13 protein-coding genes are annotated in these 22,987 nt (G+C 66.1%); 7 read left to right on the top strand and 6 right to left on the bottom strand.

The features are described 5' to 3' along the window. Positions 1 to 57 precede the first annotated feature (57 nt). From ACIBJI_RS31190 to ACIBJI_RS31180, 3 genes are all read left to right on the top strand, one after another. Positions 58 to 13,707 (top strand): amino acid adenylation domain-containing protein, encoded by a 13,650-nt coding sequence (locus ACIBJI_RS31190; protein ID WP_397086953.1) that lies wholly within the window; start codon positions 58 to 60, stop codon positions 13,705 to 13,707. 314 nt (positions 13,708 to 14,021) lie between these two features. After that, the gene (locus tag ACIBJI_RS31185) at positions 14,022 to 15,008 is read left to right on the top strand and encodes an ATP-binding cassette domain-containing protein (RefSeq protein ID WP_364347993.1); all 987 of its coding nucleotides are present in this window, start codon (positions 14,022 to 14,024) and stop codon (positions 15,006 to 15,008) included. A gap of 83 nt (positions 15,009 to 15,091) precedes the next feature. Continuing rightward, on the top strand, positions 15,092 to 15,874 hold the full coding sequence (locus ACIBJI_RS31180) for an ABC transporter permease (RefSeq protein ID WP_397086981.1): 783 nt from the start codon (positions 15,092 to 15,094) through the stop codon (positions 15,872 to 15,874). 197 nt (positions 15,875 to 16,071) lie between these two features. On the opposite strand, the gene ACIBJI_RS31175 is transcribed toward ACIBJI_RS31180, so the two are convergent. Next, positions 16,072 to 16,407 (bottom strand): RNA polymerase-binding protein RbpA, encoded by a 336-nt coding sequence (locus ACIBJI_RS31175; RefSeq protein ID WP_040691372.1) that lies wholly within the window; start codon positions 16,405 to 16,407, stop codon positions 16,072 to 16,074. Positions 16,408 to 16,665: 258 nt separating this feature from the next. On the opposite strand from ACIBJI_RS31175, the gene ACIBJI_RS31170 reads away from it, so the two are divergent. After that, positions 16,666 to 16,992: a hypothetical protein gene (locus tag ACIBJI_RS31170; protein ID WP_364347997.1), complete on the top strand. Its 327-nt coding sequence runs from the start codon at positions 16,666 to 16,668 to the stop codon at positions 16,990 to 16,992. Between the two features lie 10 nt (positions 16,993 to 17,002). On the opposite strand, the gene ACIBJI_RS31165 is transcribed toward ACIBJI_RS31170, so the two are convergent. From ACIBJI_RS31165 to ACIBJI_RS31155, 3 genes are all read right to left on the bottom strand, one after another. Then, complete coding sequence (locus tag ACIBJI_RS31165; protein WP_364348000.1) at positions 17,003 to 17,545, bottom strand: YaeQ family protein; 543 nt, start codon at positions 17,543 to 17,545, stop codon at positions 17,003 to 17,005. A 12-nt stretch (positions 17,546 to 17,557) separates the two neighbouring features. Next, on the bottom strand, positions 17,558 to 18,631 hold the full coding sequence (locus tag ACIBJI_RS31160; RefSeq protein WP_364348003.1) for a hypothetical protein: 1,074 nt from the start codon (positions 18,629 to 18,631) through the stop codon (positions 17,558 to 17,560). A 153-nt stretch (positions 18,632 to 18,784) separates the two neighbouring features. After that, on the bottom strand, positions 18,785 to 19,471 hold the full coding sequence (locus tag ACIBJI_RS31155; RefSeq protein WP_364348006.1) for a M23 family metallopeptidase: 687 nt from the start codon (positions 19,469 to 19,471) through the stop codon (positions 18,785 to 18,787). A gap of 182 nt (positions 19,472 to 19,653) precedes the next feature. Here ACIBJI_RS31155 and ACIBJI_RS31150 point away from each other — a divergent pair, with 182 nt between their 5' ends. Continuing rightward, positions 19,654 to 19,977, top strand: coding sequence for a metalloregulator ArsR/SmtB family transcription factor (locus ACIBJI_RS31150; RefSeq protein WP_364348009.1), 324 nt, complete (start codon positions 19,654 to 19,656; stop codon positions 19,975 to 19,977). Between the two features lie 7 nt (positions 19,978 to 19,984). Here the strand turns inward: ACIBJI_RS31150 and ACIBJI_RS31145 are convergent, their stop codons facing one another. After that, positions 19,985 to 20,971 carry a glycosyltransferase family 9 protein gene (locus tag ACIBJI_RS31145; RefSeq protein WP_364348012.1) on the bottom strand — a complete coding sequence of 329 codons (987 nt, stop codon included), beginning with the start codon at positions 20,969 to 20,971 and terminating at the stop codon, positions 19,985 to 19,987. A gap of 200 nt (positions 20,972 to 21,171) precedes the next feature. On the opposite strand from ACIBJI_RS31145, the gene ACIBJI_RS31140 reads away from it, so the two are divergent. Next, the gene (locus ACIBJI_RS31140; protein WP_364348015.1) at positions 21,172 to 21,582 is read left to right on the top strand and encodes a VOC family protein; all 411 of its coding nucleotides are present in this window, start codon (positions 21,172 to 21,174) and stop codon (positions 21,580 to 21,582) included. A gap of 67 nt (positions 21,583 to 21,649) precedes the next feature. Beyond that, a complete protein-coding gene (locus tag ACIBJI_RS31135) occupies positions 21,650 to 22,228 on the top strand; it encodes an HdeD family acid-resistance protein (protein ID WP_364348018.1) in 579 nt (192 codons plus the stop codon). 266 nt (positions 22,229 to 22,494) lie between these two features. On the opposite strand, the gene ACIBJI_RS31130 is transcribed toward ACIBJI_RS31135, so the two are convergent. Further along, a complete protein-coding gene (locus ACIBJI_RS31130; RefSeq protein WP_364348021.1) occupies positions 22,495 to 22,884 on the bottom strand; it encodes a VOC family protein in 390 nt (129 codons plus the stop codon). Positions 22,885 to 22,987: the final 103 nt, after the last annotated feature.

Genomic DNA, 22,987 nt, shown 5'->3' with positions numbered 1-22,987 from the left:
GCCTGCGGTGGCGGTGCTCGTGGAGTTGTGCATCAACAGCGGCAGAAGGAGTGATTGATGAAGTCATTGGCCACGGATCGCGTCGACCAATGCTCTTCCGGTGAATTCTCGGCACAACCATTCGCACTGTCGCCAGCGCAAACAGCCCTCTGGTACGCCCAACGTATCCGCCCGGATGTCCCGCTGACCATTGCGCAGTATGTCGAGATCCACGGAGACCTGGACGTCGGACGCTTGCTGTACTCGATCGAACGGTTCGGTGTCGAAACGCAGGTCGGGCATGTGCGGCTGATCGAGATCGATGGTGTCCCACATCAGGTGATCGACCACAACCGTCGCCCGGGCTGGGGCCGGATCGATCTGCGCGACGAGCCCGATCCGCACGCTGCCGCGCTGCGCTGGATGAACGAGCACGCCAGCTCGCCGATCGATTTCGAGCGCGATCCACTGACCACGAACATAGTGCTGCGGACCGGTGAATCCGACTACATCTGGTATGCACGCGGCCATCACATCGTGATCGACGGCTATGGCGCGATGAACGCGCTCACCCGTACCGCGGAGATCTATACGGCGGTGGAGAACCGCACCGAACCCGAGGCATCCCGGGCCACACCGCTGGCCAAAATCTATGCGGACGAATCCACATACCGCGACTCCAGCCGGTTCCGCAACGACCGTGACTATTGGCTCGAACAATTAGCGGGCGCTGGTGGACCGATGACTCTGTCCAGCGTGAACGGCCTCACCGCCGCCCCCGACGCGGGGCGGCGGCGTGCTTGCGCGGTCCTCGACGCGCGCGCCGAAGCCGCGATGACCGCGGCCACCGCCGAACTCGAGACCCACAGCTCGACCATGTTCGTCGCCGCACTGGCCGCCTATGTGCGGTCGGTGACCGGCAATCCCGACGTGGTGCTGAGCCTGCCGGTCTCGGCGCGGACCACGGTCGCGCTGCGCCGCTCCGCCGGCGTGGTCTCGAATGTGGTGCCGATCCGGGTGCGCTTCGATGCCGATACCAGCGTGCGCGATGTGGTGCGTGCCGCCGAATTGCAGATCACCGGCGCGCTGCGGCACCAGCGCTACCGGCATGACGACATCCGCCGCGACTGCGGCTACTCCCGCGATGCACGCGGATTCTTCGGCCCGATGGTCAACATCATGCTGTTCCACGACGAGCTGAAGTTCGGCAGTCTGCTCGGCTCGCTGCATGTGCTGGCCACCGGCCCGGTCGAGGACCTGTCCATCAATCTGTACAACGGCGAGGGCGGTCGCATCCATATCGACTTCGAGGCCAATCCGCGGCTCTACGCGGAGTCCGAGGTCGCCGCGCACCACACCCGGTTCCTGGACTTCCTGACCCGTTTCCTTGCCGCCGAACCCGATACACGCGCCGAGAGTCTCGTCGCCATCACCGATGACGAGCACGAGCGCGTCGTGCACACCTGGAACGCCACCGAGACCGCGCCGCAGCAGGGAACCCTGTCAGGCCTGTTCACTGATCGCGCGATGATCTGCCCGGATGCGGTCGCGCTCGAATTCGGTAACGAGACACTGACTTACCGTGAACTGGACGAGCGTGCCAACCGGTTGGCCCGACTGCTCATCACGCGCGGCGCGGGCCCGGAAAAGGTGGTCGGACTGTACTTGCGGCGCAGCATCGAGCTGGTCGTCGGCATGTACGCGATCATCAAGGCGGGCGCGGCGTACCTGCCGCTGGATTCGGATCACCCCGTGGATCGGATCGAACAGATCCTCGAACAGGCCGATCCGGTCTGCGTATTGACCGCGACCCGAGACGAGCTCGCGCTGCCGGACGGCGCGGACGCCGTGGCGATCGATACCGTCCACCTCGCGGATTTCGACGCCCGCCCGATCACCGACACCGACCGTCTCACCCCGCTGCGCGCCGATCATCTCGCGTACGTGATCTTCACCTCCGGCTCGACCGGAAAACCCAAAGGCGTCGGCGTGACCCACGCCGCGATCGTCAACCGGCTGCGCTGGATGCAGCACGAATATCCACTCGATACCACTGACGCGGTGCTGCAGAAGACCCCGGCCACCTTCGACGTTTCGGTCTGGGAGTTCTTCTGGCCCTTGCAGATCGGCGCGCGACTGGTCGTCGCGACGCCCGATGGCCATCGCGATCCGGGCTACCTGGCCCGGACAATCGCCGAAAAGTCAATTACCGTTGCACATTTCGTGCCGTCGATGCTTTCGGTGTTCGTCACCGATACCGACGTGCGCGGCTGCACCACGCTGCGCCGGGTGTTCTGCAGCGGTGAAGCGTTGCCGGCGGCCACCGTTCGTGATTTCCACGCCGCCCTGCAGGGACCCGAACTACACAATCTGTACGGGCCGACCGAGGCCGCCGTCGATGTCACCTACTGGCCGTGCCCTGCCGATCCGGACACCGTGCCAATCGGCTCGCCGGTGTGGAACACCCAGACCTACGTCCTGGACGCCCACTTGCGGCCGGTGCCGCCGGGGGTCGTCGGCGAGCTGTATCTCGCGGGAGTCCAACTGGCGCGCGGTTACCTCGGCCAATCCCGTTTGACCGCTGATCGTTTCGTGGCCAATCCGTTCACCCCGGGCGCCCGGATGTACCGCACCGGCGATCTGGCGCGCTGGCGGGTCGATCCGAATCTCGGTGACCACCAGGGGGATTCGAGTCGGGGCTTCCTCGAATACCTGGGCCGCAGTGACTTCCAGGTCAAGATCCGCGGTCTGCGCATCGAACTCGGCGAAATCGAGGCGGCACTGCTGGCCGACGAACGGGTCGCCCGTGCGGTCTGCGTCGCCCATCGCGGCCGCACCGGCGATGAACTCGTCGCCTATGTCGTCGCCGTACCGGCCTTTTCGGACGCCTTGGACAGCGCCGCACTGCTGAACGCATTGCGTCGCACGCTGCCCGGCTACATGGTGCCCTCGGTGCTGATGTTGCTCGACGAACTACCGTTGAGCGCGAATGGGAAGATCGACCGCAAGGCGCTGCCCGAACCGATTGCCGCCCGCCCGTCCGGCCACCTCACCGCCGAACCACGCACCGAGGTGGAGCGGGTGCTCGCCGGAATCTTCGCCGAAGTACTCGGCATCGACGGAATCGGTGTCGAGGACGGTTTTTTCGATCTAGGCGGCAATTCGCTGATCGCCGCCCGCGCGGTCGCACGGATCAATGCCGCCCTCGGCACCGGACTGACCATCCGCGACCTGTTCGAGGCCTCGACCATCGCCGCGTTGATCGAGCGCTTCGCCACGCACAACCCGGATGCGTCCTCCCCGAAGCTGGTACCGGTCGAACGGCCGCAGCGGATTCCGGTGTCGCTGGCACAGCAGCGCCTGTGGATTCTCAACCGCTTCGCCGAACATGCCGCTGTCTACAACATGCCGCTGGCCGTCGAAATCGACGGACCCATCGATATCGTGGCACTGCGTGCCGGCCTCATCGATGTGATCGAACGGCACGAATCCCTGCGCACCACATTCCCGGATGCGCCCGAGGGTCCGTATCAGCTCGTGCATCGGGCCTGCGACATCCCGCTCACCCTGGATCCGATCGACGCGACCGGCGCCGATGTACGCGTACTCGCCGAGGAGTTCGCCGGCTACGGCTTCGATCTGCGTAGCCAGGCCCCGATCCGGGTGGCTCTGTGGACCACCGGACCCGATCGGCACGTATTCCTCATCGTGCTGCACCACATCTGCGGTGACGGTTGGTCGATCGCACCACTGGCCCGGGATCTTATGTCCGCGGTGGCCATGCGTGCGAGGGGCATAGCGCCACAGTGGAACCCGCTGCCGGTGCAGTACGCCGATTTCGCCCTGTGGCAGCGTGAACTGCTCGGCGACGAAACCGATCCGGCGAGTGCGCTCAGCCGCCAGCTCGCCTACTGGCGCTCGGCCCTCACCAGTCTGCCGGACCAGCTCGACCTGCCGCTGGACCGTCCGCGCCCGCTGCGTCGCTCGACCGATGGCGGCCGGGTCGAGTTCACCATCCCGCCCGAGATCCGACGCGCCGCAGCCGAACTCGCGGCCAGCCGGGGCGTCAGCATGTTCATGGTGCTGCATGCCGCATTGGCCACCCTGCTCGCGCGGCTCTGCGCGAGCACCGATATCGCCATCGGCACCCCGATCGCGGGCCGCTCGGATCCGGCGCTCGACGATCTCGTCGGCATGTTCGTCAACACACTCGTGTTGCGCACCGAGGTCGATCCGGCCACTGGATTCGACCAGATGCTCGATGTGGTCCGCGAAACCGATCTCAATGCCTTCGCCAATGCGGATGTGCCGTTCGAGCGGCTGGTCGAACTCGTCAACCCGGAGCGCTCCGCCGCCAGGCATCCGCTGTTCCAGGTGATGCTGTCCTATGACCGTGCGCCGGATCTGAGCATCGAGCTGCCCGGTGTGCAGGCGCAGGTGCTGCCGATCGCGGCCGATATCGCCAAATTCGATCTGCAGCTGGAACTGCACGACAGCCTCGCCGACGGTCCGCTGCACGCCGAATTCGGCTATGCCACAGATGTTTTCGACAAGCGTACGGTCGAATCGTTCGCCCGGCGCTTCATCGCCGTGCTCAGTGCCGTCGTCGTCGAGCCCAATTGCCCGGTTGGTGATCTGGAGATTCTGGACCTGCGGGAGAACGCGAAGCTGGTACCGATTGCCGGTGCCCCCGGCGAGCCCCCGATAACCCTGGCACAGCTGTTCACCGACATCGCCGAGCGGCTGCCGGATGCGACCGCGGTGCGATATGGGGGCGTCGACACCAGCTATCGCGAACTCGACGAGATGTCGAACCGGCTGGCGCGCACCCTGATCGAACATGGTGCCGGCCCCGAGGTCGTGGTGGCGATCGCCTTGCCGCGCAGCCTCGATTCCATCGCGGCCATCTGGGCGGTTGCGAAAACCGGTGCGGCATATGTGCCGATCGATCCGAGCTACCCGGCCGAGCGGATCGGGCATATGATCGCCGATTCCGGTGCCATGCTCGGGCTGACCGTTCCGGCATCCCTGGCCACCATGCCCGCCTGGCCCGCCGCCCGCAGTAAGCATCGCAAGCACGATGTCGACTGGCTGGTGCTCGGCTCCGACGAGCTGGCCACCGAATCCGCCCGCCACTCAACCGATCCCGTCACCGATGCCGACCGCCACTATCCGCTGCGCACCGGCCATCCGGCCTACCTGATCTACACCTCGGGTTCCACCGGAAAGCCCAAGGCCGTGATCGTCACCCACGGCGGTATCGCATCGCTGGCACAGGAGCAGATGTATCTGTTCGGTGTTACGGATTCGGCACGCACGCTGCACTTCTCCTCGCCCAGCTTCGACGCGTCGGTGCTGGAGATTCTGCTCGGGTTCGCGGCCGGCGCCACCATTGTCGTCGCACCCGCGGGCGTGTACGGCGGTACCGAACTCGCCGATCTGCTGCGCACCGAGCGGGTCACCCATGCCTTCATCACGCCGGCCGCGTTGGCCACCGTGCCGGAGGAGGGGCTCGACGAGCTCGAGGCCGTCATCGTCGGTGGTGAGGCGTGCTCCGAGGACCTGGTCGAACGGTGGTCGGCCGAGCACCGCATCCACAATATGTACGGACCTTCCGAGGCGACCGTCGCCGCCACCGCCAGCGCTCCGATGCAGGCGGGACGCCCGGTGCCGCTCGGCATGCCGGTGCGCGGTATGCGGCTTTTCGTGCTGGATGCTCGACTGCATCCGGTGCCACCGGGCACCCCGGGCGAGCTCTACCTGTCCGGCCCGGGGTTGGCCCGCGGCTATCTGGGGCGATACGGCCTTACCGCACAGCGCTTCCCGGCCAACCCGCACGGCAGGCGCGGTGAAAGGATGTACCGCACCGGCGATCTCGTGGTTTCTGATCCGACCGGACAGCTGCGCTTCCTCGGACGCGCCGACGACCAGATCAAGATCCGCGGCTTCCGTATCGAACTGCGCGAAATCGACCATGTGCTGCGCGCCCATCCGGCTGTGAACGCCGCGCTCACCGTCGTGCACACCGACGAACACGGCCAGCCCCGCCTGGTCTCCTATATAACCGCGGACGAACCGATCAATGCCGCCGATATCACCGAGACCGCACGTCAGCGGCTGCCCGGTTATATGGTTCCCGCCTCGATTGCGGTACTCGACGAGATGCCCGTCACCCAGGCCGGGAAGCTGGATCGAAAGGCCCTGCCCGCACCGGTTTTCGCGACCGTGGGCTCCTCGCGTGCGCCGAGTACGCTGATCGAGCAGCGCGTCGCCGCCGCGTTCGGTGAAGTCCTCGGCCGTCCGATAACGGGCGCGGAGGACAGCTTCTTCGACGTCGGCGGCACCTCGTTGCTGGCCACCCGCCTCGCCTCCGCACTGTACGCGGACTTCGGCGTCGACCTGCCGGTGCGGCTGATCTTCGAGGCGCCGACGGTCGCGGGCATCGCGGAACTGATAGCGGAAGCGCCCCGGACGCAACGGGTGGCGCTGGCTGTGCATACCCCGCGTCCGGGACGCATTCCATTGTCGCTGCCCCAGCAGCGACTGTGGTTCCTCAATCGATTTTCACCCGAATCGAGTGCTTACAACATCGCATTCGTCATTCGGATCGACGGCGATCTGGATGCGGATGCACTGCGCGCGGCGCTGACCGATCTGGTCGAGCGGCACGAGGTACTGCGCACCGTCTTCCCGGAGGACAATCTCGGCGCCCAGCAGTCGGTGCTGCCGACGGGCAAGGCCATGCCGGTGGTCGAACCGGTGGCGACCGACGAGAGCGCCGCCGAGCAGGCACTGCGGGCCATGGCCCGTACCGGATTCGATCTCACCAAGGACATCCCGCTGCGGATCACCCTGCTGCGCACCGAGTCTCGGCGGCATCTGCTCGGCATCGTAGTACATCACATCGCCGCCGACGGCTGGTCGCTCGGCCCGTTGACCCGGGATCTCGCCGCTGCCTATATGGCAAGGCGGGAGGGTGTCGCACCCGGTTGGACGCCACTTCCGGTGCAGTACGCCGATTTCGGGCTGTGGCAGCGCGCCTACCTCGGTGATGAGGCCGATCCGGAAAGCCTCGCGGGCGAGCAACTCGCGTACTGGCGTACCGCACTGGCGGATCTGCCCGACGAACTGCCGCTGCCCTACGATCGCCTGCGGCCGGCCGAGCCGACGCAGCAGGCGGGTTCGGTGCGCTTCACCGTGCCCGAGCCGACGCGGCAGGCGCTCGCCGAACTCGCCCGCGAACAAGGCGTGAGCATGTTCATGGTGCTGCGCTCGGCTCTCGCGGTCACGCTGCGGTTCATTACCGGCGGCCGGGATATCGTGATCGGCACGCCGGTCGCGGGTCGCACCGATACCAAGCTCGACGAGCTGGTCGGCATGTTCGTCAATACGCTGGTGCTGCGCTCGGACGTCGATCCGGATATTCCGTTCGCGACGCTGCTGCGCGCGGATCGGGATAATGAGCTGGCCGCCATGGCGCATGCGGATATCCCCTTCGAGCGCATCGTCAAGGAGTTGGGGCGCGATGCGCGCGGCAGCAGTCGCCAGCCGCTGTTCCAAGTGGCGCTGACGGTGCAGGACGGTCCGGTTCCGTCGCTCGAACTGCCCGACCTCGCCTTGCATGCCGATGAATTGGATATTGCGCTGGCCAAATTCGATCTGGAGCTGCGGGTCGGTACCGGTGCCCGCGACACCGGACCGAACGCGTCGCTGCGTGCCTTCGAATTTGTTTATGCCGCAGAGCTTTTCGATGCGGCAACGGTCAAAACATTGGCTGATCGGTTTCTGGGGGTTTTGGCGGCCATTACCGCCGTGCCGCAGGTGCTGGTCCGCGATATCGACGTGCGCACCGAATTCGAGCGACGACAGCTCACTCCGGCCACCGGCGGCGCGACCACGCCGCAGTGCACGCTGGCCGCTTACTTCACCGCCACCGCGCATATGTATCCGCAGCGCATGGCGATCCGCGCGGGCGGCACCTCGCTGACGTACACCGAGGTCGACGCGCGCTCGAATCGGTTGGCGCGGGCGCTGATCGAGCGCGGGCTCGGTCCGGGTGACCGGGTGGCACTCGGCCTGACGCGCTCGATCGACTCGGTCATCACGATGCTCGCGGTCGCCAAGTCCGGCGCCGCATTCGTGCCAGTGGATCCGAACTATCCGGCCGACCGCATGCGGCACATGCTGGTCGACTCCGGGTGCGAAGTGGGAGTCACGCTGACCGAGCACGCAGATCGGCTTCCCGCGACCGCGGGCACCGACTGGCTGCTGCTGGATGCTCCCGAATTCGTCGAGGAACTCGACGAATTCGACGACTGCCTGGTCGACGACTACGAACGCCATCGTCCCGTCGAGATCGACGACCTGGCATATGTGATCTACACCTCGGGCTCGACCGGCAAACCCAAGGGTGTGGGTGTCGCGCACAACGGCCTGTCGAACCTCGGCGACGAGGTCCGCGAGCGTATTCGGATCGACAAGGATTCGCGCACGCTGCACTTCTCCTCACCGAGCTTCGACGCGGCCCTTCTCGAGCTGCTACTCGCCATCGGGTCCGGTGCGACGATGGTGATCGTCCCCACGGATGTCTACGGGGGTGATGAACTGGCCGCGCTGATGGAGCGCGAACGGGTCACCCACACGTTCATCACCCCGGCCGCGCTTGCCACCATTGATCGGGAACGGTGGTCATTGCCGGACCTGCGTGGGCTGATGGTGGGTGGCGAGGCCTTCGGCCCCGAGTTGGTGGCCCGGTGGGCGCCGGGACGTCAGATGCACAACGTATACGGGCCGACCGAAACCACCATCGTCGTCACGATCTCCAGTCCGATGGCGATCGGTGAACCGATCACCATCGGCACGCCGGTGCGTGGTGCGCGGGCGCTGGTGCTCGACGAGCGGCTGCGTCCGGTCCCCGTCGGTGTGCCCGGCGATTTGTACCTGGGCGGATTCGGTGTCACACGTGGGTATCTCGACCGGTTCGAACTCACCGCGACGCGATTCGTCGCCGACCCCTTCGGACCGCCGGGGTCGCGGATGTATCGCAGTGGTGATGTGGTGCGCTGGAATGCCGCAGGCGAGATCGTCTACCTCGGACGCAGTGACCATCAGGTCAAGGTGCGCGGCTTCCGCATCGAACTCGGCGAGATCACCAATGCGCTCGCCGCACATGAGCACGTGCGGTTCGCGCACACCGAGGTGCGCCATATCGCGGGATCGGATCGGATCGTCTCGTTCATCCAGCCCGCCGACGACACCACACCGAATATCGACGCGGTACGCGCCCATGTCACCGAACATCTTCCCGCACACATGGTTCCGGCGAGTATCACGGTGCTGGACGGGATTCCGCTGACCCCGACCGGCAAGTTGGATGTTGCCGCACTGCCCGAACCGCAGCTGACGGTGCGCACTGCCCAGCGGGTACCCGCGACCGACGCCGAGCGGCTGGTCGCCGAGGTGATGGGCGAGTTGGTCGGTGTCGAGAGCGTGAGCGCCGAGGACAGCTTCTTCGATATCGGCGGAAATTCGCTGGTGGCAACCCAACTCGTGGCACGGCTGGCCGCGGCGACCAATATCCGGCTCGAGGTGCGCACCGTCTTCACCAAGCCGACGGTCGCCGAACTCGCGAGCCTGCTCGATTCCGGCTCCGGTGCGGACGCCCGGCCGGAGTTGGTGCGCCGCGATCGGCCGGCTCGGATTCCGTTGTCGGCGGCGCAGTCTCGATTGTGGTTCCTGAACCGGTTCAATCAGGTCGGGGACGGCGCGGGTCATGTCGGCGGGGCCTACAACATCCCGGTGGTGCTGCGCTTGCGCGGCGAGCTGGATTTCGACGCGCTGACGCGGGCACTGCACGCCGTGCAGCAGCGGCACGAGACGCTGCGGACGGTGTTCCCGGAGGTCGACGGGGTTCCCACGCAGCAGATTCTCGATCCGGCCGATGCGGCCGTCACGCTGTTCGTCGCGACCATGCCACTGTCCGAAATACCCGGCGCGGTACAGAGTTTCGCGACTCGAGGATTCGATCTCGCCTCGACTGTGCCGCTGCGGGCCGAGCTGATCACGGTCGACCAGGACGGATCCACCGACCCGAAATCCGGGGCACCGACCGAGCACGTACTCGCGCTCGTCGTCCACCACATCGCGATGGACGGCTGGTCGCTGGCGCCCCTGGCCGCCGATGTTGCCGCTGCCTATGCGGCCGCATCCGCGGGGAAGACGCCGGACTGGCCGGAATCGGAGATCCAGTACGCGGATTACGCGCTCTGGCAGCAGGACACGCTCGGCACCGAGGACGATCCCGACTCGGTGGTCCATCGCCAGCTCGATTACTGGCGTAAGACCCTGGACGGAATTCCGGAGCTGCTGAGCCTGCCCGCGGACCGGCCGCGCCCGCCCGCGCCGAGCTATCGCGGCGGCATCGTCGAGTGCCCGATCGACGCGTTGACCCATCGGGAACTGCGCACGATTGCCACCAGCAATAACGTCAGCATGTTCATGCTGCTGCACGCCGCGCTCGCGGTACTGCTGCACCGGATGACCGCGACCGAAGACATTACCGTCGGCACGCCGATCGCCGGTCGCGGTGGCCACCCCGAGCTGGATCGGATGGTCGGCATGTTCGTCAACACGTTGGTGCTGCGCACCCGGATCGATCCGGACGCCAGGTTCACCGACCTACTGCACGCCGTGCGCGATACCGATCTTGACGCGTTCGCACATGCGGACCTGCCCTTCGAGCGGCTCGTCGAGGTGCTGAATCCGGCCCGTTCGCAGGCCCATCATCCGTTGTTCCAGGTGATGCTCTCGGTGCAGAACCACCCGGTGCGGGTGCTCGAACTGCCCGGGCTGCGCATCGAGTCCGAGGATGTCGACACCGGTATCGCGAAGTTCGATCTGCAGTTCACGCTGACCGAATCCGAAACCGGCACAAGGGAAGCCGCCGGCATCATGCTGTCGGTCAACTACGCGAGCGATCTGTTCGACGAGGAGACCGCGCAGCGGCTCGGTAAGCGACTGGTCCGGCTGCTCGCCGGCGTCGCCGCGAATCCGACCACCGCCGTGGGCGACCTGGAACTGCTCGATCCCGCCGAATGGTCCGGGCTGGCCCCGGTGCGCGGGGCGGAGGCGGACCGGCCGGTCACCTTCCCAGAGGTGTTCGAGACCGCGGCGAATATCGATCGCCAGGCCGTCGCGCTGCGTTCGGGTGACACCCAGGTGAGCTACGACGCGCTCGATCGGTGGACCAACCGGCTGGCGCGGGTGCTCATCGAGCGCGGGGTCGGGCCGGAAACGCTGGTGGCGCTGGGGATTCCGCGTTCGGTCGAATCGGTGGCGACAATGCTCGCGGTGGCCAAGGCGGGGGCGGCATTCGTGCCGGTCGATCCGATGTATCCGGCGCAGCGAATCTCCCACATGCTCACTGATTCCGATGCAGCACTGGGGATCACGCTCGCCGCGCACCGCGATCAGATGCCCGGCGATGCCGAGTGGATCGTGCTCGACGATGCCGAATTCCGTCGGCGCGTGCTGGATACCTCCGATGCGTCGATCAGGACGGGAGAGCGGACCAGCGTGCTGCGGGTGGACAATCCGGCCTACGTCATCTACACCTCCGGCTCGACCGGTACACCCAAGGGTGTGGTGGTTACCCATGGCGGCTTGTCGAACTTCGCCGCGGAGACCGCGGAGCGCTTCGAGGTGCACCCCGGTTGCCGAGTCCTGCATTTCGCGACGCCGAGCTTCGATGCCGCCATGCTCGACCTGCTGCTCGCGCTGGGTGGTGCGGCGACGCTGGTGATTACGCCGCCGGGTGTGGTCGGCGGTGCCGAACTGGGCAGGGTGTTTGTCGACGAGGGGATCACGCACGCGTTCATCACCACGTCGGCACTGGGCACGGTCGATCCGACCGGCGTCACCGAACTGGCGCATGTGCTGGTGGGCGGCGAGGCGCTGCCGCCGGAGCTGGTCACACGCTGGGCGCCCGGACGCAATCTCTACAACGTGTACGGGCCGACCGAGACCACCATTGTCACGGTGATTTCCCAGCCCATGACCCCGGGTGAGCCGATCACGATCGGCGGGCCGATCCGCGGCGTCAACGCGACCATCCTCGATGGGCGGCTGCGCCCCGCTCCGGTCGGGGTGACCGGTGAACTGCATTTGGCAGGTAGTGCGCTGGCACGGGGCTATCTGAACCGTCCGGGGCTGACCGCGCAGCGGTTCATCGCGAATCCCTACGGCAAGCCGGGTGAAAGGATGTATCGCACCGGCGATCTCGTTCGCTGGTTCGGGCACAGCTCCGACTCGGCCCGGGAAATCGAATATCTCGGCCGCACCGACCATCAGGTGAAGATCCGCGGCTTCCGCATCGAGCTCGGCGAGATCGACGCTGCGCTCGCCCGCCACGACGCGGTCGAGTTCGCCACGACCATCGGCTATCGGACCCACGCCGGCGCGACGGCATTGGTGTCGTATGTGAAGCCGTGCGATGGAACAACGCCGAGCACGGCCGAGCTCACCGAACATCTCGCCGAACGGGTGCCGAATTACATGGTGCCGCAATCGATCATGCTGATCGACGAGGTTCCGCTCAGCCCGGTCGGCAAGCTCGACCGAAAGGCGTTGCCGGAACCGGTCTTCGGCGCGAGCGAAGGCTATCGGGCACCCGCCACCCTGACCGAGGCGCAGCTGTGCGCCGCCTTCGCGACGGTGCTAGGTGTCGAAACAGTGGGTGTCGACGATGGATTCTTCGAACTCGGCGGCAACTCACTGCTGGCCACCAAGGTCGTGGCAGAGCTGCGCACCAACGGGATCGATATCCCGGTGCAGCTGATGTTCGGCGAATCCACGCCGGCCGCCATCGCGGCCCGGCTGGACGGAGCCGGTCACCCCGGTGCCGCCATCGCCGCGACGCTGGAGCCGGTACTGCCGATCCGGGCCCGCACCACCGCTGCGAGCCGGGCCCCGTTGTTCTGCATCCATCCCGCGATCGGACTGTCCTGGTGCTACTCGGGCCTGCTCGCGCATCTGCCTGCGGACCGTCCGGTGTACGGATTGCAGGCACCGCATGTCGCGGGCGAGGACGGGTTCGATTCCATCGGCGAGGCCGCGGAAAATTATGTGGCACATATCAAGTCGATCCAGCCCGAAGGGCCCTACCATCTGCTCGGCTGGTCGCTGGGCGGCCTGATCGCGCACGAGGTGGCGGTCCAACTGCAGGAGGCGGGCGAGCAGGTCGCGCTGCTGTCGATGATGGACAGCTACCAGCTCACCGATGAATGGCTCGAGCATGCGATCCCCGCGGTGGCCGAGATCATCGGCGAATTCGGCAATGACGCCGATGACGTCGAACTCGACCCGCGCATGACCCTGCGCGACGCCGCCGAACTGCTGCGCTCGCGTCCCGGGCCGTTCGCCGCCCTGACCGTCGAACACCTGGAGCACCTGTACGCGGGCTATACCAGTGGCACTGTCCTGGCCCACAGCTTCCGCCCCAAGACCTTCGACGGTGACGTGCTCTTCTTCACCGCGGCCGATGACGAGATCAACCGCACCGACCCGACCCGCTGCGCCGCGGCGTGGGCCCCCTTCGTCACCGGCACCATTCACAACCACGACCTGCCCTGCAAACACTCGGCCATGACGACACCGGAATCACTCGCCGTCATCGGTCCCGTGCTCAACGAACACCTGGAAGGCGGACCGGGGCAGGAGTCATGGTCGTGAGAGAGCGTTTCGACAATCCATCGACACAGCACCCGTACGCATCGACGAAGCCTGGTGTCACCAAAGCGGATTCGCGCGATACAGCGCAGACGACCGCGCGGACCGGGACGTCGGTGCCGAGGGCCGGAATAGGAGCGAATCGTGAGCGAGCGTCAGCGAGTGAACCATCGACACAGTGCGCCTTCGCGCACGACGCAACAGCGTCAGCGAGGTGCGGTCGTGAGCGAATGCCGTGAAACGATAGGTCGTGAGCAAGCCGTAGCAGGTGCGGCCAGAGTGCGGGCCCCGGGGGCGAGGGCTCGGCAGGTTGTGTCGTGAGTCTCGCGGTAGAAGTGCGCGGCCTGGTCAAGACTTACGGCCGGGTGCGGGTGCTGGACGAGGTCGACCTACAGATTCCGGCCGGCACGGTAATGGCGCTGCTCGGACCCAACGGCGCGGGCAAAACGACGACGGTGCGCATCGTGACCACCCTGCTGCGGCCGTGTGCCGGAGCGGTGCGGGTCGCGGGCATCGACGTCTTGCGCGATCCGGCGGCGGCACGTCGCCGCATCGGACTGTCCGGTCAGTACGCGGCGGTCGATGCCAATCTGACCGGATACGAGAATCTGCGCATGGTGGCGCGGCTGTACGGAATGTCGCAGCGGCAGGCCACATCTCGCGCGGCGGAGTTGCTGAGCGCCTTCGGTCTGGACCATGCGGCGCACCGTCGCGCGGGCACCTATTCCGGCGGTATGGCGCGGCGGCTCGACCTCGCCGGGGCATTGGTGGCGCGGCCCGCGGTGGTGGTGCTGGACGAGCCGACCACCGGGCTGGATCCGCGTGGCCGTCTCGATATGTGGCGCGTCATCGGCGATCTCGTCGTCGACGGCACCACGGTGTTGCTCACCACCCAGTATCTGGAAGAGGCCGACCAGCTCGCCGACCGCATCACGGTCATCGATCGCGGGCGGGTCATCGCGAAGGGGTCGGCCGATGAACTGAAGACCTCCATCGGCGGCGACAGACTCACCATCACGTTGGCCGCGGGCCAGGACGTGCTGCCCGCGCTGACGATCCTCGCGCAGGTCGGTATCGGTGAGCCAACTCACGATTTGGACGCGGACGAAGTTTCCATTGTGGTCGCCGACGGCTCTCGCACCATGGTCGAAGCGCTGCGCAGGCTCGACGACGCCGGGGTGTGCGTGGTCGACGCCGACGTGCACCGGCCCAGTCTCGACGACGTATTCCTGTCCCTCACCGGCACCGCCGCGCATGAACTCGAGCCGGAAATCGACGATGTACAAGAGGAGATCTTGTCTTGATGAGCACCGCAATCGTGCGCGCCGAAGCGGAACCGACCGCGAAAACCGAATCCCCGCAGGAGATTCGGCAGCCACACGTCCGGATCATCCGGGACAGCGCCATCGTCGCCTACCGGAATCTGCTGACCATCCTGCGGGTTCCGACCCTGTTGGTGACCGCGACGATCCAGCCATTGATGTTCGTCTTCCTGTTCGCCTACATCTTCGGCGCCTCACTCGGCGGCGGCCAATATCGCGAATTCCTGCTCGCCGGAATCTTCACCCAGACAGTCGCTTTCAACGCCGCCTTCACCACCGTCGGCCTAGCGGGCGATCTGGAGAAGGGCATCATCGACCGCATGCGCACGCTGCCGATGTCGCGGCTGGCGGTGCTGATGGGCCGCACACTCTCGGATCTGGTGGTGAATATTCTGAGCCTGGCCGTCATGGTCGGTTGCGGGTATATCGTCGGCTGGCGCATCAACGGCGGGATCGCCGATGCCGTACTGGCTTTCGCGATAATTCTGCTGTTCGCGTTCGCCATGTCATGGGTCGGCGCTATCACCGGTCTGTTCTCACCCACCGTCGAAGTCGCCCAGAGCGCGGGCCTGATCTGGCTGTTCCCGCTGACGTTCATCTCCTCGGCCTTCGTCTCCGCGGAATCGCTGCCGGGCCCGTTGCGCACCGTTGCCGAATGGAACCCCATTACCGCGGTTTCCGCCGCCGGACGAAAGCTCTTCGACAACAGTGCACCCCCCACCTTCGGCACCCCAACCGGTTGGCCCGCCGACCACTGCATCGAATACGCGGTGGCGTGTTCCCTCGCCATTCTTATCGTGGTCGTACCGCTGGCTCTGCTGCGCTATCGCAAGGTCGCCAGCAAGTAGACCGCGATTCATCCTCGGGCAGCACCGGGTCGCCCGGGGCAAGTTCTCACCCCCTTGTAGCAGCTGCTCACCCGCTATACCCCGGTGTGCAGCTGCCACAGGGAGTGCACGCCTTGGACTCGGGTACAAGAAAGGCCGCTTGCACCGGTTGATGCAAGCGGCCTTTTGTCAGTCTGCACCGGCTCCGGGCGAGGAACCTAGACCCGACGCCGTGTCTTCAGCAGATCCAGCCGCTCCTTCAGCAGCTCCTCCAGCTCTTCCTTGCTGCGACGTTCCAGCAGCATGTCCCAGTGCGTGCGCGGCGGCTTGACCTTCTTGGTCTCCTGGGTGGTGCCCTCCATGAGGGTGCCTTCCTGGCCGTTGCGGCAAAGCCAGGTCGGGGGGATCTCTGCGTCGTCGGCGAAGGGAACGTCGAACTCCTCGCCGTTATCGGTCCGGTACCGAGCAATCCGTCGCGGGGCCAGGTCGTGGTCGCGATCGGTTTCGTAGCTCACCGCTCCGAGCCGACTGCCCCGGAGTACGCGATCTGCCATGGTGTGCCTCTCCCTGTGTGCTCGAGTCTTGTTGCGCTGCGACCGCGTCCTTCATCGGTCACTGCCGGATGAACGCGTGACGCTCGCTGGACCTTAGATGTAACGATCGTGCCTGCGCCAATAGTTCCCCATCGGCGTTCTGGCGAACCGTTCCATTGTAGTCGGTGTCCCGGCCACACTCCGCCACGCCCGCGCCGCGCCGATTGAACCGGGGTCGCGAGTCCCATTCGGTCGGCATAACCATTAGGGTTCTGCGTCATGTCGCGCCGCTTGCTGTCCTGCTGCCTGTGGTGTGGGCGGGAGATCGTCGAATCGGAGGCCGGACGCCGTCGCCGGTACTGCCGTCAGTCCTGTCGCCAACGCGCCTACGAACACCGCAGCAGCTTGAAGGGAACCGGAATTCCGGCGGATTCGGTGGTACTGAGCGCCCAGGAGGCGGCCGATCTGGCCGACCGCTGGTTCGCCGCCCGCTGCGCCGCCGAGGACGTGGCCACGGCCATCGGTGAGGGCGCCGACACCGAAGAACTGAAGGCCTTGAGCGCCACCCTGCTGACCCTCACCCGCGAGGCCGAACGTCTGCGGTGAGCGTCGATCGCTAGCCGATTCTGCGCTCTTCGACCGATGTGCTCAGGCCAGTGCCATTCAGATCCAAGTACAGCAGTCGCTCGGTAACCGAAAGCGTGACCGTATTGCGGCGTTCGATGGCGGCTACCGCGGAATCGATGAAGTCGCGATCGAAGCTGTACAGCGGAATCGCTTCGGCGCGGTGGATCCGCTTGCCGGTGAGCTGTGCGAGCACCTTGGCCGGGTCGCGATGGGTGTAGATGGCAACGCGCTCTGCCGATTTGCTGCCGCGGTGTACACGATCGGCATCGGGTGCGCCGACCTCGATCCAGGCGGTGAGCTGACCGGTGAGATCGCGCACCAGCACCGCGGGCTCATCGGTGGACGAAACGCCGCCGTCGCTGAAGGCGATGCCTTCCTCATACTCGAGGCAGTAGGCGAGCAGTCGCGTCAGCATGAACTCGGCGGTTTCGGACGGGTGGCGCGCGACCCGTAACTCCAACTCCTGATAGACGCCACGGTCGACATCGGCGAGGTGGACGGCGAAGTTGTGCAGTGTTGCGCTGAGGGCCATAGGAGCAGGAGCTTAGTGAACGCGCGTGCCCGCGGCGAACAGTCGCACGGCGCTCGGGGCATTGTGGCCGTGGGCGCGCGCCCGCCAGTAGACGGCGAGGGTCAGTAGCGCAACCATCCAGATCAATACACCGACGGCGAACAGCGTCCGCCCGTCCGGATGCACCAGCGACTGGGCTCGCATCGCCTGCCAGAACACGATGGCGAGCAGTCCGGCATAGCCCGACGCGAATACACCGATCAACGCGGCGCGCGTGCGTTCGGCCCGCAGCCACTGGTAGCGCGGCGCCAACCAGGTCAGCGCGACAACCGCGAGCAGCAAGACTTGAATGGCGTGCAGCCCGAGGAAATGCGGGATCCGCAGATCACCGCCGATGGTGCTCCAGTGCGTGATCGGCATGCCGGCGACACCGTCACGCGCGTCCAGCGACGGGTTGTCCAGCACGGTATGTCCGGCCACCAACTCGACCACGTTGCCGTCGGTGTCGCGGACCAACTGTTTTCCCGTGAACCCCATCAGATACCCGAGTGCCATTCCCACGACCGCAAGGCCGAGTCCGGCGTGAATGGCCCGCGCGGTGGGCCGGTCCACCAGCTGCTGCCATGAAAGGATCAGCACGATAACGAGATTCGCGAAGAACAAGCCGGGCACGCCGGAGGCGAACACCAGCTGACCGATCGAATTCACCGCATCGGTCTCGCTGTTGAAATGGCTGTAGGTGCCGCGCGCGGCCTGCACCACGATGAACCCGACGTCCACGAATCCGGTGATCGCGAACACCGTCCCCATCCACCAGGTGACCCGACTTCCCCTGTGCGGCAATGACAGCAGCCATGCCAGGGTGATGCCATAGAGCACGAACGCGAGCCCGAATTTGAACGGTTTGAGCCATACGGATTCGTCGAGCAGCATCCGGTCGTCGAATGCCATGCCACCGGCCGAGAACAGGACCAGCGCAGCCATCGCGGCCACCATCCACAGCAGGGGGCGATGCAGGCGACCGCCGCCCGGCAGGTCCGGGACGACGGCGGGGCGACGGTGGCGCGCGGACTCGCCAGGGGCGGAAAGACTATCGGTCGTCGGCATGATCCGACGGTAGGAATCGACGACGCACGATCACGTCCCGCTGCGGCGCCATATGCGGGTAATACCCGGGTGCTAGAAATCGACCACCGGTCGCATTCGCTATTCCCTCATCGAATCGCGAATGCGCCGGTGGCCGAATCGGATACGGAGCCCTTACTCCGAGGCGAATCCGACGGCGATACCGCGTGCGCCGAGCCAGGGCATCGGATCGATCGGAGCGCCGTCGCCCGAGTGGACTTCGTAGTGCAGGTGCGGGCCGGTGGAGAAGCCGCGGTTGCCGACGGTGGCGATGACATCGCCGGCGCGCACCTGCTGACCGACGGTGGCGAGAATGTCGTTCACATGGCCGTAGACGCCGATGGTGCCGTCATCCTGCCGCACCCGTACCCACATGCCGAAGCCGGACGCCGGACCTGCCTCGATGACGGTGCCGTCGGTGACCGCGGCGATCGGGGTCCCGATGGGGTCGGAGAAATCGAGACCCGCGTGCAGCGCTCCCCAGCGCATGCCGAAGTTGGAGGTCAGCATGCCCTCGATGGGACGAACGGTGCGCGGCCGGGCCGCCTCGGCGGCGATGCGGTTGTGCTCCCAGCTCACGGCCTCGGGAACGGTCTGCGGCATCTGGGCCTCGCGTGGGGTGAACGCGGTGAAGGCGACGGTGTCACCGGTCCGGTCGGTCGACTGGTCGGTCTTTCCGGCCAGTGCGTCGGGCTCCACGGCGGCCAAGACGCCGAGCGAGGCGCTGACGGCTGCGGCCGCGGCTACTACCCGGGTTGCGGCGCGGTTGCGGCGGGAACGAGTCGCGCCGAGACGATAAGATAACGGTACGGTCACGGGCATGGCAAGAACGTACGGGACTGCCATTTGGGTTTCGTAATCCTGTGGCAACCGCCACAAGCCGAGAAAAGACCTGTTGGCGATAACGACCAGGTAACGACACGGCGTGTCTGCGTTATCTACCTGGCGAAATCGCGTAGTGCGGGGAATTGACCAGCCAGCGGGCAGTCGCTCACACTGTTTCAGTGGCGACTAATGGAGTTCTGGCCATCGAGGCGCTCGCCGACCCGACTCGTCGGGCCATTTTCGAGGCTTTGCCGACCGCGCCGATGTCGGTCGGCGATCTCGCGAAACTCGTCGGCGTAACCAGCTCGGCGGCCTCCCAGCATCTGCGTGTACTGCGCGAGGCCCGACTGGTGATGATGCGCCCGGACGGCAATCGGCGGCTGTATTTCCTGGACCCTCGCGGACTGGGCGACGCCCGTGACTACCTGGAGCGGTTCTGGCCCAGCGCGCTGGCGGCCTACGCCGCAGCCTTGAGCGACGCCCGCGCCGGGGGCAATGCCTGAACGGTGGTCAACCCACGCGGCGATAGGTTGTACGCCCGCGATTGTTTCCACTGCCCGGCCACGCCCGCTTGGCGAGCTGCTTGTCGACCGCGCTGATCACCTCGGTGACGCCGATCCGCAGCAATCCGGGGTCGGGCGTATCGGCCATCGGATCGCCGAGTTGACCGGCCCACAGCACCGCATGCCTGCCGAGGAGATGCGGTGGCGGCCCACCCCAGCGTGGCGGTGTCGGACCGAACAGCAAGACGGTGCGGGTTCCGAAGGCGGTGGCCAGATGCGCGACGCCGGTATCACCGCAGATGACGAGCGCGGCCTCGGCGACCGTGGCGGCGAGTTCGATGAGGTTCTGCTCACCCGCGAGCACCCGGCCTACGGGTAGGCCCGCGCGAGCGGCGATATTCAGCGCGGTATCGCGCTCGGACGGGTCACCGGTGAGCACCACTTCGCGACCGAGCACGAGCAGATGCCGCACGACCGCGGCGAACCGGTCCGGCGGCCAGCGACGAGCCGGTGCGCCCGCGCCCACGTGCACCACTACGCAGTCGCGACGACTGGTGGTCGCGACCGGCGGGACGAGCCCGAGATTGCGGCGATCGGCGACGATGCCGTCGGATTCGAGCAGATGACACCAGCGCTCGGCGTGATGCATATCCGCCTGCCATTCCGGGCCCTCCAGCTCCGGAAAGGCCGGATTGCGGTAGGAGAGGATGCGGCCGGGATCGGTCTTGGTGAGCGCGACGATGCTCTCGGCGCTCGGTCCGTGCAGATTCACCGCCAGTGCGGGTTGGGGGGCATCCCAGCGCAGGTCGCCGAGATCGGCTGTGGGCATCATGGAGTCGACGGAGGCGATGAGGTCGACGATGGGCTTCAGGCGATGCGGAGCGGCAAGGACGATCTGATCGCGCGGTTTCGCCCGTCGCAGCGCGCGCAACGCGGGAACCGCGGTGAGCAGATCACCGAGGCCACGTGCCTGCAGCACGAGAACAACCGCCACCCTCTTCTCCTAGCCACCCGAGATCGCGAACCCGACCCACCCGCTTCACCTCATGGGTGCACACGACGAGAGCCACTTAGGGATGACTACCCGAGCCCCCTCGGCGATAAACGTGAGCGAGTACCCCGTTATCGAGCCCACTGTCCGAGTCAGAGGACTAGCCTCGGCGATGGCGGCCACTACCACCAAGGAGCGTTCCTATGACCTCCCGACTCAACCCGTACATCAGTTTTTCCGACTCGGCCCGCACCGCGTTGGAGTTCTATCGCGATGTGTTCGACGGCACGCTGACTATGCAGACTTTCGGGGATATGGGGGATAAGGACGCGCCCGGCGCGCAGCTGATCATGCACGGCATGCTGGAAACGCCGAGCGGATTCACGCTGATGGCATCGGATACCCCGCCCGGTATGGAATACAAACCAGGAAGCAGCATTTCGATCAGTCTCAGCGGTGACGACGCCGACGAGCTGCGCGGCTACTGGGACCAGCTGTGCGCCGGCGGCACGGTGACCGTGCCGTTGGAGAAACAGATGTGGGGCGACGAATTCGGCATGTGCCTGGACCGCTTCGGTATCGCGTGGATGGTCAATATCGCGGCACCCGCCTAGCGGCTGCCCAGGCCGTCCTTCTAGCAAATCTCCAGAAAACTGATACTGCAAGGCCTAACATCACGTCATGACGACAAACAGCGTGCTAGAGGGTCCTCTGCAGTCGCTTGCGCGCAGTGCGTGGCAAACGGTTCTGGTCACCGGCATCCTGTCGGTGATCCTCGGTGTGATGATCCTGGTCTGGCCCGGTGTGACGTTGGTCGCCGCGGGCATCATCTTCGGCATCTACCTGGTGGTGAGTGGCTTCCTGCAGTTGGTGGCCGCATTCGGTACGCACACCAGCACCGGAATCCGGGTGCTCGCGTTCATCAGTGGTGTGCTGTCGATCATCATCGGTGTGTTCTGCTTCCGCGACGAGTTGGAATCAATTCTTTTACTCGGCCTGTGGATCGGAATCGGCTGGCTCTTCCGCGGTGTCGCGCTGCTGATGGCGGCGATCTCCGAGCCCGCGCTGCCGGGGCGGGTCTGGGAGGGTCTCTTCGGAATCATCACCGCGATCGGCGGTGTGGTGCTGATCGTGTGGCCGGTCGCGTCGGTGGCGACGTTGGCATTGGTCGCCGGGTGGTGGCTGATCATCCTGGGCATCATGGAGATCGTCACCTCGTTCGGTGTCCGCAAGGATGCGAAGAAGCTCGCTCAGATCTGAGATTCCGAGTTCCCGCGGCCGTCGCTCTCTTCGCGGCGGCCGCAGGCGTATTCCGTTGGGGGACTGATGTTCGCCTGCGCTCACCTCGCACGCTGTGAGCTGCTTCTCCGGCCGGAACCACGCCCACGCGGGTGTCGCTCCCGATCATCTGGGGTCGCTTCCCTCCCCGCGGCGTGACCGTACGAGTCGGTGTTAGCGTCGCGCGGGGATATCAACTATCGATCCGATCGGGCCCGACCGCGCGACCGATCGCGGATGGTGCGCAGCTAAGGGATGACCTGACCGATGCCGAACAAATTGCCTTCGCTGTCGCGGAACCACGCGCCCCGCTCGGCTCGGCCCTTGCTCGGATAGTTGCCCTCGATGTCCATGATCCCGTTCACGGTGCCGTCGTATTCTTCGAACACCACGCCGCGGGCACGCAGGCCCGCGACGGTTGCTTCGATGTCATCAACGTAGAAACCCATCTGGGTGAACGAGCCGTCGGACGCACCGGCGGAGGCGAATAGGCAGAAGACGCCCGACGCACCTTCGTAGCGCAGGCCGCCCTCGCGTTCCTCGACGGGTTCGAGGCCGAGTTTCTCGGCGTACCAGCTGCGGGCTCGGGCCAGATCCTTGGTGGGTATGCGGGCTTCGATGTGTGCGTTGCTCAGCATCTTCGTCATGGTAACCAGCCCGCCGCACGGCATGGGGCTTGATCTGCTGGCTCGCACGGCCTTCGACACGGCGTCATTCACGCCGTACCTTCGTTACAGGACG

The organism is Nocardia sp. NPDC050408 (assembly GCF_044458905.1).
Lineage (GTDB): Bacteria > Actinomycetota > Actinomycetes > Mycobacteriales > Mycobacteriaceae > Nocardia.
This window is presented reverse-complemented; position numbering and strand designations above follow the sequence as displayed.

Excerpts from the sequence above, each read along its gene's own strand:
- ACIBJI_RS31190 (WP_397086953.1), top strand. The coding sequence starts at position 58 with ATGAAGTCATTGGCCACGGATCGCGTCGACCAATGCTCTTCCGGTGAA.
- ACIBJI_RS31175 (WP_040691372.1), bottom strand. The coding sequence starts at position 16,407 with ATGGCAGATCGCGTACTCCGGGGCAGTCGGCTCGGAGCGGTGAGCTAC.
- ACIBJI_RS31170 (WP_364347997.1), top strand. The coding sequence starts at position 16,666 with ATGTCGCGCCGCTTGCTGTCCTGCTGCCTGTGGTGTGGGCGGGAGATC.
- ACIBJI_RS31165 (WP_364348000.1), bottom strand. The coding sequence starts at position 17,545 with ATGGCCCTCAGCGCAACACTGCACAACTTCGCCGTCCACCTCGCCGAT.
- ACIBJI_RS31160 (WP_364348003.1), bottom strand. The coding sequence starts at position 18,631 with ATGCCGACGACCGATAGTCTTTCCGCCCCTGGCGAGTCCGCGCGCCAC.
- ACIBJI_RS31155 (WP_364348006.1), bottom strand. The coding sequence starts at position 19,471 with ATGCCCGTGACCGTACCGTTATCTTATCGTCTCGGCGCGACTCGTTCC.
- ACIBJI_RS31140 (WP_364348015.1), top strand. The coding sequence starts at position 21,172 with ATGACCTCCCGACTCAACCCGTACATCAGTTTTTCCGACTCGGCCCGC.
- ACIBJI_RS31135 (WP_364348018.1), top strand. The coding sequence starts at position 21,650 with ATGACGACAAACAGCGTGCTAGAGGGTCCTCTGCAGTCGCTTGCGCGC.
- ACIBJI_RS31130 (WP_364348021.1), bottom strand. The coding sequence starts at position 22,884 with ATGCTGAGCAACGCACACATCGAAGCCCGCATACCCACCAAGGATCTG.